The organism is Streptomyces sp. NPDC014864, from assembly GCF_043081525.1.
Classification (GTDB): Bacteria; Actinomycetota; Actinomycetes; order Streptomycetales; family Streptomycetaceae; genus Streptomyces.
Genome location: NZ_JBIBWT010000011.1, coordinates 112,716 through 127,316, shown reverse-complemented (window position 1 = coordinate 127,316; position 14,601 = coordinate 112,716). Strand labels below are relative to the sequence as shown.

Below are 14,601 nucleotides of genomic sequence, written 5' to 3'. Positions count from 1 at the left end.
CAACGGGTACTCTCATCGCGATATGAGCACCGAGAACCTCCCCCAGAGCCCTGAGCAGCCGTCCCGCAAGCCGCGCGTGGCCGTCGTGTGCGGCGGGCGCAGTTCCGAACACGGGATCTCCGTGGTCACCGCCGGAGCGGTGCTGCGTGCCATCGACCGGACCAAGTACGAGGTTCTGCCGATCGGTATCACGCGCGACGGCCGTTGGGCCCTGACCGCGGACGACCCGGAGCGCATGGCGATCACCGACCGCCGTACGCCCAGCGTCGAGGAGCTCGCCGAGTCGACCGAAGGCGGCGTGATCCTCCCCGTCGACCCGGCCAACCGCGAAGTGGTCTACAGCGAGCCGGGCTCGGTGCCCAAGGCGCTCGGCGAGGTCGACGTGGTCTTCCCCGTGCTGCACGGCCCGTACGGCGAGGACGGCACCCTCCAGGGTCTCCTGGAGCTGTCCGGCGTGCCGTACGTGGGCTCGGGTGTGCTCGCCTCGGCCGTCGGCCAGGACAAGGAGTACATGAAGCGGGTGTTCACCTCGTTCGGGCTCAAGGTCGGCCCGTACGTGGTGATCCGGCCGCGCGAGTGGGCCCGGGACCGGCCGGCGGCCCGCAAGAAGATCGTCGACTTCGCCGGCGAGCACGGCTGGCCGCTGTTCGTGAAGCCCGCGCGCGCGGGCTCGTCGATCGGCATCACCAAGGTCGAGGACCTCTCCGGTCTCGACGAGGCGATCGAGGAGGCCCAGCGGCACGACCCGAAGGTGCTCGTGGAGGCGGCCCTGCGCGGCCGCGAGATCGAGTGCGGCGTCCTGGAGTTCGAGGACGGCCCGCGGGCCTCCGTCCCGGCCGAGATCCCGCCGCCCGAGACGCACGCGTACTACGACTTCGAGGCGAAGTACATCGACTCCACGCCCGGTCTGGTGCCCGCCCCGCTGACGCCCGAGGAGACCGCCGAGGTGCAGCGGCTCGCGGTGGAGGCGTTCGAGGCGGCCTCCTGCGAGGGCCTGGTCCGCGCGGACTTCTTCCTCACCGAGGACGGCGAGTTCGTGATCAACGAGATCAACACCATGCCCGGCTTCACGCCGATCTCGATGTACCCGCAGATGTGGCAGGCCAGCGGTGTCGCCTATGAGGAGCTGGTGGACCGCCTGATCCAGGCGGCCCTGCGCCGGTCGACCGGTCTGCGCTGAGCGGCGCCGGCTTCATTGCCGGCTTCATTGCCGACTTCATTCAGGAGGCGATCCCTTCGGGGATCGCCTTCTTGACGGCCGGGGCCAGGCCGACGAGCGGGGCCACGCCGTGGCCGGTCCGCTCCTTCGGGATCGTCACCTCGACGTACGCCTTGCGCAGCGTGGTGGTGAAGCGGAACGACCCGTCGCCCCGCTTCTCCAGCAGCCAGCCCACGCCGTTCACCTCGGCGCCGTCCGCGTCCGGGTCCGTCATCCGGGCGGGCCGCTCGACACCGCAGCGCAGTATGATCGCCGGGCTTCCCCAACCCGCGGTCAGCGCGGAGGCGGGCGCGGGGTCCCGGCGTTCCAGTCCGTCCACCGTTCCCGGCAGCGCCCTGTCCAGGTTCCGGCACAGCTTCGTGACCGCCGGGCCCGGGCTGGGAACCGCCGCGGTGGCGCTGTCGTCGCTTGAGGAACAGCCCGCGGCGGTGATCAGCACGGCGAGGACGGGCAGACCGATGAGCCGGTGACGCGAAGAGTTCACCGGCCAAGGGTAGACGGGGGCTACAGATGCACGACCGGGCAGGTCAGGGTGCGGGTGATGCCGTCCACTTGCTGGACCCTGGCGACCACCAGGCGGCCGAGGTCGTCCACGGTGTCGGCCTGGGCGCGCACGATGACGTCGTAGGGTCCGGTGACGTCCTCGGCCTGGAGGACTCCTTGGATCTTGCTGATCGTCTCGGCGACGGTCGACGCCTTGCCGACCTCCGTCTGGATCAGGATGTACGCCTGTACCACGGAACCTCCAGGGCGGCCACGAGGATCATGTGGGGAAAAGGAACGCCACGGTATCGCGTAGCCGCGTGCCACGGGGAGACCCGCGAGGGCCGCGGCCCGCGCGCCCGGGTGCGGGTACGACAGAAGTGGACGGTCACCTCGACCGTAGCGAGGACCGTGATGACGCGCGAGTGGGAACGGACAGGCACAGAAGGGGCGGAAGGGCAATGAAGGGCACTGTGGGTGAGCTGGGGGAGTTCGGGCTCATCAGGGAGCTCACCTCCCGTCTCACCACCACCCCGGCGGTCCGGGTCGGCCCCGGCGACGACGCCGCCGTGGTCGCCGCACCCGACCGCAGGGTCGTGGCGAGCACCGACATCCTCCTGGAGGGCCGGCACTTCCGCCGCGACTGGTCCACGGCGTACGACGTGGGCCGCAAGGCGGCCGCGCAGAACCTCGCGGACATCGCCGCCATGGGCGCGGTGCCGACCGCGCTGCTGCTCGGCCTGGTCGTCCCGGCCGAGCTGCCGGTCACCTGGCCCACCGAACTGATGGACGGGCTGCGCGACGAGTGCCAGGTCGCGGGCGCCTCCGTGGTCGGCGGCGACGTCGTGCGCGGCGACACGATCATGGTGTCGATCACCGCCCTGGGCGATCTGCGCAACCACGAGCCGGTGACGCGCGGGGGCGCACAACCCGGCGACCTCGTCGCGGTGACCGGCTGGCTGGGCTGGTCCGCGGCCGGGTACGCCGTCCTCTCCCGCGGCTTCCGCTCGCCGCGCGCCTTCGTGGAGGCGCACCGCCGCCCCGAGCCGCCGTACCACGCGGGCCCCGCGGCCGCCGGGCTCGGCGCGACCGCGATGTGCGACGTCAGCGACGGGCTGATCGCGGACCTCGGGCACATCGCGGAGGCCAGCAAGGTCCGCATCGACATCCGCTCCGGCGCCATCGACATCCCCTCCCAGATGAACGACATCGGGCAGGCCGTGGGCGTCGATCCGCTGCAGTGGGTGCTGACCGGGGGAGAGGACCACGCGATCGTGGCGACCTTCCCGCCGGACGTGAAGCTGCCCGCCCGCTGGAAGGTGATCGGCGAGGTGCTCAACCCCTCGGCGCTGCCCCAGGTCACGGTCGACGGGGCGCCGTGGACCCGGCAGGGCGGCTGGGACCACTTCGGGGACGTGGAGCAGTGATCCCGCCCCGGGTGCTCACCGTGGCCGGCTCGGACTCCGGCGGCGGCGCCGGCGTCCAGGCCGACCTGAAGACGATGCTCGCCCTCGGCGTGCACGGCATGAGCGTGATCACCGCGGTGACCGCGCAGAACTCCCGCGGTGTGCAGGGCGTCTGGGAGCTGCCGGTGGAGGCCGTCCGGGCGCAGTACCGCAGCGTCGTGGACGACATCGGCGTCCAGGCCGTGAAGACCGGGATGCTCGCCTCGGCGGAACTGGTCGAGGCGGTGGCGGAGTTGATCAACGGCACGGACGCCCCCGCGGTCGTCGACCCGGTCGGCGTCTCCAAGCACGGGGACCCGCTGCTGACCGCCTCCGCGCTGGACTCCGTACGGACCCGGCTGCTCCCGGCGGCGACCGTCGCCACGCCCAACCTCGACGAGGTGGCGCAACTGACCGGCGTGCGGGTCGAGTCCGAGGAGCAGCTGCGCGAGGCGGCGCGGGCCGTGCTCGAGTACGGGCCGCGCTGGGTGCTGATCAAGGGCGGTCACCTCGCGGGCGACGCCGTGGACCTGCTCAGCGACGGCTCCGAGGAGCACTGGCTGCGCGCCCCCCGGTACGACAACCGGCACACGCACGGCACCGGCTGCACCCTCGCGTCGGCGATCGCCGCGCAGCTGGCGAAGGGGCGGACCGTGCCCGAGGCGGTGACGGCGGCCAAGGAGTACGTCACCGGCGCGATCGCGGCCGGGTTCCCCCTCGGCGGCGGCATCGGTCCCGTGGACCACGGCTGGGCGCTCGGGGCGCGGAACGCGGGCTCCTCTTAGGGACGCCGGGCCCGTCCCGGCGTGAACGGCGTGTGCCCGCCGGGACGGCGGAGGGCAGGCCGGTCGAGGCCCCCGGCGGAGGGCCGGGGGACGGAAGTCCGGGCACGGCAAAAAGCCGGTCCACCCGAGGTGGACCGGCTCTGTGCGGCGAACCGGCGTGGGCCGCGCGCTCAGCTGAGCGTCAGCGCGAGACCTTGCCGGCCTTGATGCACGAGGTGCAGGCGTTCACGCGCTTCGGCGTCCCGCCGACCACGGTACGCACACGCTGGATGTTCGGGTTCCAGCGACGGGACGTACGGCGGTGCGAGTGCGAGATGTTGTTGCCGAAGCCCGGCCCCTTGCCGCAGACGTCGCAGTTGGCAGCCACGGGTCACTCCAAAGACTTCAGATCCACTTACGGTTGATCCCGGCATGCCGGGATCGAGATCCTGGGCTCCAGTACGGGCTCAGAGATCTGAAGGGCGTTGCCAGGGGAAAAGCCCGACCAGGATCGGGCAACCGGAGCAGCATACAACGACTGCGTCCGTACAGCGAAACTACCATGGCGGCACCCGGGCCCGCTGCCGCCCTCTTCCGCCCGGCACCACCCCGGGGTCTACGCTGCGTCCAGTCCAGCAGCTCAGGGAGGCGCAGGTGCCGCAGACGTTCGATGCGCTCGCGGTGCGCACCTGGTGCGGTCTGGCGCTGCGGGCGCTGGGCCGGGCGCGCGAGGAGATCGACGCGATCAACGTCTACCCCGTGGCCGACGGGGACACCGGCACCAATCTGTATCTCACCGTCGAGTCCGCCGTGGCCGCGGTGGAGGCCGTCTTCGCGGCCCACGAGGTGCACGGCGGGAAAGCCGGGTCCGGCGGGGCCGCCGGAGGAACCGGGGAGGGTGCGTCCCGCCGGGGGCGGGGGGCCGGCGCCGGGCCGTCGCTGGCCGACGCCGTGCGGGCCATGGCGCACGGGGCGCTCATCGGGGCGCGGGGCAACTCCGGCACGATCCTGGCGCAGCTGCTGCGCGGTATGGCGCAGGTGCTCGCCGCCGAGGGTGAGAGCGCTCACACCGACGAGCGGGGCCTGCGGCTCGCCCTGCGGCAGGCCGCGGACTCCGCCCGGCGGGCCGTGGCGCACCCGGTCGAGGGCACGGTCCTCTCGGTCGCCTCGGCCGCCGCCGAAGCGGCCACCGGTGCCGAGGGCGACTGCGGCACCGTCGCGCGGGCCGCCTACGAGGGGGCGCGCGCGGCCCTCGCGGCGACCCCGCGCCAGCTGGCGGTCCTGGAGCGCGCCGGAGTGGTCGACGCCGGCGGGCGGGGCCTGGTGACGGTGCTGGCGGCTCTGGTGGAGACGCTCACCGGGGAGACTCCGGCGGCGGGGGCCGCGTGGACGGCGGTCGCGCAGGCGAACGTGCCGCACGCGCGCGTGGACGACGAGGTGACCGACCGTTCCGCCGGGGCGCATCCGTACGCGGATCACGCGGAGGCGCCGGGCGGGGAGGACGCGGAGGGCGGCCGCACCGAGGGCGCGGCCAGGGCGCACGCGCGCGTGGCCGCGTCCGGCCGGGAGGCTCCCGGCGCGTGCGGCCCGGACGACCGGGGCCCCGCCTTCGAGGTGATCTACCTCCTGGAGGCCGAGGACGCCGCCGTGGACCGGCTGCGCGCACGGCTCGACGCGCTCGGGGAGTCCCTGGTCGTGGTCGGTGGCGACGGGCTGTGGAACGTCCATGTACACGTCGACGACGCGGGCGCGGCCGTGGAGGCGGGGGTGGAGGCCGGCCGGCCGTACCGCATCCGGATCACCCACTTCGCGGCCGGCGACGTGCACACCACCGGCGCCGAACGGCCGCCCCGCGAGCGCGCCCAGCGCGCCGTGGTGGCCGTCGTGCCCGGCGAGGGCCTGGCCGGGCTGTACGCCGAGGCGGGGGCGATCACCGTCCCGGCCCGGCCGGGGGAGCCGCCCGCGAGCGGGGAGCTGCTCGAGGCCGTGCGCCGGGCCCATGCGCGCGAGGTGGTGCTGCTGCCCAACGACGCCGAGCTGCGGCACACCGCGGCCGCCGCGGCCGAGCAGGCCCGTGGCGAGGGCGTCCGTGTCGCGCTCATCCCCACCCGCTCCGCGGTCCAGGGCATCGCCGCCCTCGCCGTGCACGAGCCCGAGCGCCGCTTCGACGAGGACGTCGTCGCCATGACCTCGGCGGCCGGCGCCACCCGCTACGCCGAGGTCACCGTCGCCGAGCGCCAGTCCTGGACCACGGCCGGCATCTGCCAGGCCGGTGACGTCCTCGGTCTGATAGACGGCGACGTGGCCGTGATCGGCTCGGACGTCACGGCGACCGCCTGGACCGTCCTCGACCGGATGCTCGCGGCGGGCGGCGAGCTGGTCACCCTGGTCCTCGGCGACGAAGCCCCAGCCGCCGATTCGCTCGCGGTGGCCCTGGAGGCCCGGGTGCGCGAGTCGTTCCTGGCGGTGGACACGGTGGTGTACCGGGGCGGGCGGCAGGGTTCCCTTCTGCTCATCGGGGTGGAGTGAGCCACCGGGGGCGGCCGGGCCGCGCGGCCTGATCCGCGGAGGACGGTCCGCGGGGCTCGACCCGCGGGGGCCGGGCGGCGTGCCGCGCCCCCTTCGGGACGACACACCACCCGGCACCCGGGCGGGAGCATCACTCGTCCTCGGCCTCCGACAGCCTCAGCAGCCGTTGCGCCGCGGCGATCCGCGCCCGTACGGTCCCGTCCCGGCCACCCCCGCCGTCCCCGTCGTCGGCGTTCCCGGAATCCTCGGCGCCGTCGTACGCGTCGTACGCGTCGAGCACGGTACGCGCGTGGTCCGCCGCGGCGGCCGGTCGGCCCAGGTCGAACGCCAGCCGGCCGGCGGCGAGTTCGGCGTCGGTCCGCTCGTGCAGCGCGACCCCGCCCAGCGAGGCGAACACCTCCACGGCCCGGACCATGGCGGACAGGGCCTCCTCCAAGGTGTCCCGCATCGCGTCGTCCGCCACGCCCTCGGTGACGGAACGGGCGAGCAGATCGCCGAACTGCCGGTGCGTCCCGGCGAGTTCGCCCAGGAGCCGCTGCCGCGCCCCGTCGTCGTCGCCCACGGCGTCCAGCGCGGTCCCGCACTCCCGGACGGCGGCGGCCATCAGCTCGCGCGCCTGGTCCGTGCCGCCGCCCGGCCCCTCCACCCCGTCCACCCCGTCCGTGCCCGCATCGGGTTCACGCCCGGGGCCGGCCTCGCGCCGGGGCGCACCGTCCCCCTCAGCCTCCCCCTCCCCTTCCGCGCGCAGGGCCAGCCAGGCGCGGGCGCGCAGGGAGCGTACGAGGCCGTGGACGTCGCCGAGCGAGCCCCACAGCTCGCCCGCGCGCGCGTAGGCCCGGTCCGCCTCGGCGAGGAGCCCCGCGTGCCCGAGCGACTCGGCGGCCAGGTGGGCGAGCGTGGCGTGGTCCTGCTGCTCGGGCCAGTGCCGGGCGATCTCCGCCGCCCGCAGCCGGCATTCGGCGGCCGCGCGGTGCTCCCCGAGCTCGCTCAGGCAGTCCCCGAGCCACCACTGCGTCTGCACCACCGCCCCGTCGCCGTGCGTCTCGGCGGACAGGTCGAGCAGCGCGGACTCCAGGACCTCCGCGGCCTCCGCCCACCGCCCCAGCCGCAGCAGCAGCCCGCCGAGCTGCTGCCGGGCCCAGGCGCCGAGCCCGGGGCCCTCACCGGCCTCGTCGGCCCAGTGCGCCGCCTCGAGGGCGTGGTCCGCGGCCTCCTCGGCCCGCCCGCGCCCACCCAGCACCTCGGCGAGCTGGAGGTGCAGCTGGGCCCGCCCGGCCGGCTCGAGGTGCGGCCCGCCGTGCTCCAGGGCCGCCCGCAGCGCCCGTTCGGCCTGGGCCGGATCGCCCAGGTGGTACGACAGCCCGGCCAGCCGGGCCTCGTACTCCACCGCCAGCCACGGCAGCCCCGCGTCCACGTACTCCGCCGCGGACTGCGCGAACAGCTCCGCGGCCGAACGGATGTCCTCGGCGTGCACGGCGACCTCCGCCAGCATCGCCCGCGCCTCGGCGGTCCGCGACGCCAGCCGCACGTCGTCCCCGGCGCGCCCCTCGACGAGCGCCAGCACCTCCCGGGCGGCGGCCGCCGCGGCGGCCAGGTCCTCCGGCGCGACCGGGCCGCCGGCCCCGTGCACCCGGCGCATCAGGATCCGCGCCCGCCCGATCAGCACGGACGCCGTCTGCCGCAGACCGGTGCCGTCCTCGGCGTACAGCGCGAGGACACGGTCGTACGGCTCGGCGACCGCGGCGAGCGCCTCGTCCACCGCACCCGTCAGCGCCCGGACGTACGCCGCCCGCGAGCGCGCGGCCAGCGCCTCCCCGGGGTCGCCCGCCTCCGCGTACAACTCGGCGGCTCGCTCGAACAGCCCGGCACCCTCCGGTCCCCGGTCCATCGCCTCGTGGTCGGCGATCTCGGCGCGGTCGCGGGCGTCCAGATCGGCGTCCCGGGCGGCCCGCGCGACGGCCGCCCACGCCTCCACGGCCTCCGGCCGCAGTGTGTCCGACAGCCGCCGCGCCTCGGCGAGCAGCGCGGGCAGGCCGGCCGCCTCCGGCTCCGCGGCGGCCGCACGCTCCACCCGGGGGACCGCCGCGTCCGTGGCCGTCCGCGCCGTGCGCACGCCCAGGGGCAGCCGGTCCACCAGGGGGCGCTGCGCCATGCGCGCGCGTGCCTGCCCGCTCACGTACGCGGTGCCGTTGCGCCGGTCGAAGCGGGCGGCGAGCGCCTCGGCCTCGGCACGCGCGTGCCCGGCGAGCTCACCGGCCGTCCAGGTCCGCCCGGCCGGACCGGGCACCGGCTGCCCCGCCATGCCCAGTTCGGTCACCCGGTCCATCAGCAGGGCCACCACCGCCAGGAAGTCCAGCTTGCTGCGCGGATGCCCGGAGTCGGTGAAGTACGCCGGCCGCTCCGCCAGCAGCTCCAGACCGCGCGCCTCGTTGCCGGTCAGGGCGCAGAACTCCACGTGGTCGGCGTACGCGCCGCGCATGCTCTCCATCGGCCGCACCAGCCGCAGGCCCCGCAGATGGTGGGCGCGGGCCTCGTCGAGGCGGCCCAGCCGCAGCAGCGGAGTCAGAGAGGAGGCCAGAGCGGTGTGCGGCTCGTGCGCGCAGGTGAACTCGCCCTCCAGGACCGGCCGCCACAGCTCGATCGCCTCCGCGTCCCGGCCGCGCTCCGCCTGCCACCAGCCCTGCGCGTGCAGCTCGCACGCGTGGCAGTCGGCCATCCGGTCCCGGTCGGCCGCCAGCCACGCCGCGTACGCCCGCTCGGCCCGCGCGAGGTCGCCGACGTGCGCGGCGATGCTGAACTCGGCACTGCGCACGGCCCGTTCGGAGTACCCGGCGAGCCGGTAGCGGTGCTCCATCTCGCCGAGCCACTTCTCGATCGAGGCCAGCGGGACGTGCGGCTGGTCCAGCATTCCGGCCGACATCCACTTGAAGAACCAGTGCAGCCCGTGCGCCTCGTACTCGTCGAAGTCCTCGGGATGTTCGTCCCACATGCGCAGCAGCCGCGCGAACGGGACGAACATCTTGTCCTTCTCGGAGCTGTAGTTGTAGACCTGCAGCTGGTGCCCCAGCGCCTCGATCACGGCGAGCGGGATGCCCAACCGCTCGGCCTCGGCGAGCAGGTGCTCCGCGCGCGCGTTGCGCGCAGGCCCCTCCGGCTGCCCGGAGTTGTCCGCCATCGCCCGGCGCAGCGCGTCGAAGTCGGTGATCGAGCTCATCGGGTCCCGCCCTCCGCCGAGTCGCCGCCGTCGCTGTGGGTGGCCCACTCCAGCAGGCCGAGGAACGCGCGGTTCAGCAGCGCCGAGTCGGCCGGGCGCAGCGGGCGCTGCGCCATCAGCAGCGCCTGCCCGTACAGGGACTCCGCGGCCGTGCCGACGAGGTCCGCGTCGCCCAGGGAACTGATCCGTCGGATCAGCGGGTTGAGGTGGTTGAGCACCAGACGCGCGCGCGGGGCGCCGCCGCGCAGCGAGCCGAGGATGCCCGCCCACAGGTCGTCCGCCTCCGCCTCGGCGTCCGCGCGGGCCTGCTCGTGCCGGGCCGCCCGGTCGTCCAGGTGCAGCGCGGGCACCGACAGCGGATGGAAGGCGCGCAGCACCACGTCACAGCCCAGCGGGTCGAGCCTGGCCCGCGCGGCCGCCAGGAAGCCCGACAGGGCCAGCTCCTCGGCCGGGTCGACCGCGTCCAGATGAGCGGTCACGGTGTCCGCGTCCAGCTCGGCGACCACCGTCCCCGGGCGCACCGACGGCAGCGCCTCGACCAGCTCGCCGTCGTACGTGTAGCCGCCGTTGACCACGCCGATGCCCTGCGCGGAGGCGATCGGCGCGACCTGCCGGTACTCCTCGACCGTCCGCGTGAAGTGCACGACGGGGTGCCGCTGCGCGAACTCCTCCAGGGACAGCCGCCCGTCGGTCGTCTCGAACGGCAGCCACGGCAGCATCGTGCGCAGCATCTCCGTGTCGTGCCGGGCGAGGGACTTCACGCCCAGGTGGTGCACGGCGAGGAACGCGGCCAGCCGTTCCGGGTCGCCCGCCGCCAGGCCGGTGAGCCAGGAGCGGATCCTCTCGCCCAGCGCCTCCCGCACGGCGGCCAGCGTCTCGTCCTCGTACAGCGACTCGCGCGAGGCGGTCGGCCGCAGACTGTCCGTGTCGAGCACGCAGCGCACGAAGAACGCCCAGTCGGGCAGCAGCTGTTCGCCCCGCTCGGTGAGCAGCATCCCCTTCAGGTGCACCCGGTGGCCCGCCCGCTGCGCCGGACTGACCGCCGAAGGCAGCACGTACGCCACCCCGCGGATCCCGGCGAGCGGCACGTCCAGGCCGATCGAGTCCAGCGGCGTGAAGCCGAACAGGTCGTGGCAGTGCCGGGCCAGCGCCACCCGGCGGGCGGCGGGGGAGGCGTACGACCGGTCCCAGGGGGCGGGCAGGTCCGTCACCGGGGTGTCGCCGACCCGGACGTCGTACGGCAGCAGCGACCCGAAGTCCCGCGCCAGCTCCAGCACCCGCTCCGGAGCGAGCCATTCGGCCGCTCCCGCCCGGGCCTGGAGGTGCACGGTCGTGCCGGGTTCGCGGCGGGCCTCGTCCGGCAGGGTCCGCACGGTGTACGAGCCGTCGTCGCGCGCCGTCCACTCGACGGGGGGCGCGCCGGGCACACGGGCGCTGCGGCTGACCACCCGGATCCGCTCGGCGACCACGAAGCAGGCCAGCAGGCCGATGCCGAACTGCCCGAGGAAGTCCGAGCGGGCCTCCTGCAGCCCCTCGGCCCGCTTGGAGCTGCGGCCGATGGTCGCCAGCAGGTCGTGCAGGTCGGACTCGGTGAGACCGATGCCGGTGTCCTCCACCCGCAACGTGCCGTCCTCCGCGGACAGCCGTACGCGGGCCGGGGAACCGGGGTCCCCGGCCCGCCGGGCGGTGACGGCGTCCACCGCGTTCTGCAGCAGCTCGCGCAGATAGACCCGGGGGCTCGAGTAAAGGTGGTGCGAGAGCAGGTCCACCAGGCCGCGCAGATCGACCTGGAAGGTGTGGGCCGGCTGAGGTTCCTGGGATGACTGTGAGATCTGGGAGTCCATCGTCACAGCGCCGGTGGGGGGACTTCGGGACGGCGCGGGGTAGGGCGGCCCCTGGTGGGGAGGTGACCGCGAGAGGGCCGGAGCGCGTCATCCTAGAGCGCCGACGACCCGTCTGACCAGGGGTTTCCCAAGACGTATACGGCAATGTCGGTGCGGTGGTGTGCAATGGATCTCGTGCCCGCACTGGAAGAACCACTGAAGAAGGTGCTCGGCCCCGCCACCGCGAAGGTGATGGCCGAGCACCTCGGCCTGCTCACCGTCGGCGACCTCCTCCACCACTACCCGCGCAGATACGAGGAGCGCGGCCAGCTCACGCACCTCGCCGACCTGCCCATGGACGAGCACGTCACCGTGGTCGCCCAGGTCGCCGACGCCCGCCTGCACACCTTCGCCTCGGCCAGGGCCCCCCGCGGCAAGGGCCAGCGCCTGGAGGTGACGATCACCGACGGCAGCGGCCGCCTCCAGCTCGTCTTCTTCGGCAACGGCGTGCACAAGCCCCACAAGGAACTCCTGCCGGGCACCCGCGCGATGTTCTCGGGCAAGGTCTCCGTCTTCAACCGGCGCCTCCAGCTCGCCCACCCGGCCTACGAGCTGCTGCGCGCGGACGGCGACGGCGTGGAGGAGACGGCCGAGACCTGGGCCGGCGCCCTCATCCCCATCTACCCCGCCACGGCCAAGCTGGAGTCCTGGAAGATCGGCAAGGCGATCCAGACCGTGCTGCCCGGCGCGCAGGAGGCGCTCGACCCGCTGCCCGAATCACTGCGCGCCGGACGCGGCCTGGTCACCCTCCCCGAGGCCCTGCTCAAGATCCACCGCCCCGGCACCAGGGCGGACATCGCCGAGGCCCGCGCCCGGCTGAAGTGGGACGAGGCCTTCGTCCTCCAGGTCGCCCTAGCCCGCCGCCGGTACGCCGACGCCCAGCTCCCCGCCGTACCCCGCGAACCGAGGAGCGACGGCCTGCTCACCGCCTTCGACGACCGCCTCCCCTTCACCCTCACCGACGGCCAGCGCAAGGTCAGCAAGGAGATCTTCGACGACCTGGCGACCGAGCACCCGATGCACCGGCTGCTCCAGGGGGAGGTCGGTTCCGGCAAGACGATGGTCGCGCTCCGCGCCATGCTCGCCGTCGTCGACGCGGGCGGCCAGGCCGCGATGCTCGCGCCCACCGAGGTGCTGGCCCAGCAGCACCACCGGTCGATCACCGAGATGATGGGCGAGCTGGCCGAGGGGGGAATGCTGGGCGGCGCCGAGCACGCGACCAAGGTGGTGCTGCTCACCGGTTCGATGGGCGCGGCCGCCCGCCGCCATGCGCTGCTCGACCTGGCCACCGGCGAGGCCGGCATCGTGATCGGCACGCACGCGCTGATCGAGGACAAGGTGCAGTTCCACGACCTCGGGCTGGTCGTCGTCGACGAGCAGCACCGGTTCGGCGTCGAGCAGCGCGACGCCCTGCGCGGCAAGGGCAGGCAGCCGCCGCACCTGCTCGTCATGACCGCCACGCCGATTCCGCGCACGGTCGCCATGACGGTCTTCGGCGACCTGGAGACCTCCGTCCTGGACCAGCTCCCGGCCGGGCGCTCGCCGATCGCCAGCCATGTCGTCCCCGCCGCCGACAAGCCGCACTTCCTGGCGCGGGCCTGGGAGCGGGTGCGCGAGGAGGTGGCGGGCGGCCACCAGGCCTACGTGGTCTGCCCGCGCATCGGCGACGAGGAGGACGACCCCAAGAAGGGCGCCCGGAAGGAGTCCCCGGAGGACGAGGCCGAGAAGCGCCCGCCGCTGGCCGTCCTGGACGTGGCCGAGCAGCTCGCCCGGGGACCGCTGAAGGACCTCACGGTCGAGGTCCTGCACGGCAGGATGCAGCCCGACGACAAGGACGCGGTCATGCGCCGCTTCGCGGCCGGCGAGACCCACGTCCTGGTCGCCACCACGGTCGTCGAGGTCGGCGTCAACGTGCCCAACGCCACCGCGATGGTGATCATGGACGCGGACCGCTTCGGGGTCTCCCAGCTGCATCAGTTGCGCGGCCGCGTCGGCCGTGGCTCGGCGCCCGGCCTCTGCCTGCTGGTCACGGAGATGCCGGAGGCGAGCGCCGCGCGTCAGCGGCTGAACGCGGTCGCCTCCACCCTCGACGGCTTCGAGCTCTCCCGCCTCGACCTCGAACAGCGGCGCGAGGGCGACGTCCTCGGCCAGGCCCAGTCCGGCGCCCGCTCCAGCCTGCGCGTGCTCGCCGTCATCGAGGACGAGGAGATCATCGCCGAGGCCCGCGAGGAGGCCGCAGCGCTCGTCGCCGCCGACCCCGGCCTGGAGCGGCTCCCCGGTCTGCGGACAGCGCTGGACGCCCTGCTGGACGACGAGAGGGAGCAGTACCTGGAGAAGGGGTGACGGCCCTGCCCGGGAGCGCGCGCGGACCGCGCGGGCGGTCACGTCGGTCCCGCGGCCGTCGCAGGAGGCGCGGCACCCCCCACCTCCGCCTGCCAGACTGGACCTGTCACCAGCCCACGACCAAGGACCCCAAATGACCCGCGTGATCGCCGGCGCAGCCGGCGGACGCCGCCTGGCCGTCCCGCCGGGAACCGGCACCCGCCCGACCTCCGACCGCGCACGCGAGGGCCTCTTCTCCACCTGGCAGTCCCTGCTCGGCGGCCCGCTGCGCGGCGAGCGCGTCCTCGACCTGTACGCGGGCTCCGGCGCGGTGGGCCTGGAGGCACTGTCACGGGGAGCCGGGCACACCCTCCTCGTCGAGGCCGACGCCCGCGCCGCCCGCACCGTCCGGGAGAACGTGAAGTCCCTCGGCCTGCCCGGCGCCGAGGTGCGGGCGGGCAAAGCGGAACAGATCGTCCAGTCGCCGCCCCCGGCCGAGCCGTACGACATCGTCTTCCTCGATCCGCCGTACGCCGTCTCCGACGACGATCTTCGCGAGATTCTGCTCACACTCCGCACCCAGGGGTGGCTCGCGGAGGAAGCCCTCGTCACCGTGGAGCGCAGCACCAGAGGCGGCGAATTCCGGTGGCCGGACGGCTTCGAGGCGGTCCGGGCCCGTCGCTACGGCGAGGGAACGTTTTGGTACGGTCGCGCCGCCTCTACGTGCGAAGACGCACGATGA

General features: G+C 74.5%; 11 protein-coding genes. 6 read left to right on the top strand and 5 right to left on the bottom strand.

The features are described 5' to 3' along the window. Window positions 1-22: 22 nt before the first annotated feature. The gene (locus tag ACF1A5_RS21175; protein WP_392194395.1) at window positions 23-1,180 is read left to right on the top strand and encodes a D-alanine--D-alanine ligase family protein; all 1,158 of its coding nucleotides are present in this window, start codon (window positions 23-25) and stop codon (window positions 1,178-1,180) included. 40 nt (window positions 1,181-1,220) lie between these two features. On the opposite strand, the gene ACF1A5_RS21170 is transcribed toward ACF1A5_RS21175, so the two are convergent. Continuing rightward, complete coding sequence (locus ACF1A5_RS21170) at window positions 1,221-1,703, bottom strand: DUF3515 domain-containing protein (protein ID WP_392194394.1); 483 nt, start codon at window positions 1,701-1,703, stop codon at window positions 1,221-1,223. A 20-nt stretch (window positions 1,704-1,723) separates the two neighbouring features. Further along, window positions 1,724-1,957, bottom strand: coding sequence for an Lrp/AsnC family transcriptional regulator (locus ACF1A5_RS21165; RefSeq protein ID WP_392194393.1), 234 nt, complete (start codon window positions 1,955-1,957; stop codon window positions 1,724-1,726). A gap of 206 nt (window positions 1,958-2,163) precedes the next feature. Between ACF1A5_RS21165 and ACF1A5_RS21160 the strand changes: the two genes are divergently transcribed. Further along, entirely contained in the window at window positions 2,164-3,129 is a 966-nt protein-coding gene (locus tag ACF1A5_RS21160; RefSeq protein WP_356191636.1) for a thiamine-phosphate kinase, read from the top strand. Next, window positions 3,129-3,932, top strand: a complete 804-nt coding sequence (gene thiD / locus ACF1A5_RS21155; RefSeq protein ID WP_392194501.1) for a bifunctional hydroxymethylpyrimidine kinase/phosphomethylpyrimidine kinase — start codon at window positions 3,129-3,131, stop codon at window positions 3,930-3,932. Before ACF1A5_RS21160 ends, thiD begins: the two co-directional genes overlap by 1 nt. Before the next feature lie 181 nt (window positions 3,933-4,113). Here thiD and rpmB read toward each other — a convergent pair whose 3' ends face one another. Continuing rightward, window positions 4,114-4,299, bottom strand: coding sequence for a 50S ribosomal protein L28 (gene rpmB, locus ACF1A5_RS21150; protein WP_003993230.1), 186 nt, complete (start codon window positions 4,297-4,299; stop codon window positions 4,114-4,116). 266 nt (window positions 4,300-4,565) lie between these two features. Here rpmB and ACF1A5_RS21145 point away from each other — a divergent pair, with 266 nt between their 5' ends. After that, on the top strand, window positions 4,566-6,440 hold the full coding sequence (locus ACF1A5_RS21145) for a DAK2 domain-containing protein (RefSeq protein ID WP_392194392.1): 1,875 nt from the start codon (window positions 4,566-4,568) through the stop codon (window positions 6,438-6,440). Between the two features lie 130 nt (window positions 6,441-6,570). Here the strand turns inward: ACF1A5_RS21145 and ACF1A5_RS21140 are convergent, their stop codons facing one another. Both ACF1A5_RS21140 and ACF1A5_RS21135 read right to left on the bottom strand, forming a co-directional pair. Next, a complete protein-coding gene (locus tag ACF1A5_RS21140; protein WP_392194391.1) occupies window positions 6,571-9,654 on the bottom strand; it encodes a tetratricopeptide repeat protein in 3,084 nt (1,027 codons plus the stop codon). After that, window positions 9,651-11,498, bottom strand: a complete 1,848-nt coding sequence (locus ACF1A5_RS21135; RefSeq protein WP_392194390.1) for an HSP90 family protein — start codon at window positions 11,496-11,498, stop codon at window positions 9,651-9,653. Before ACF1A5_RS21135 ends, ACF1A5_RS21140 begins: the two co-directional genes overlap by 4 nt. 165 nt (window positions 11,499-11,663) lie before the next feature. Between ACF1A5_RS21135 and recG the strand changes: the two genes are divergently transcribed. Continuing rightward, window positions 11,664-13,880 carry an ATP-dependent DNA helicase RecG gene (gene recG, locus ACF1A5_RS21130; RefSeq protein ID WP_392194389.1) on the top strand — a complete coding sequence of 739 codons (2,217 nt, stop codon included), beginning with the start codon at window positions 11,664-11,666 and terminating at the stop codon, window positions 13,878-13,880. A 133-nt stretch (window positions 13,881-14,013) separates the two neighbouring features. Further along, window positions 14,014-14,601, top strand: coding sequence for a 16S rRNA (guanine(966)-N(2))-methyltransferase RsmD (rsmD, locus tag ACF1A5_RS21125; protein ID WP_392194388.1), 588 nt, complete (start codon window positions 14,014-14,016; stop codon window positions 14,599-14,601).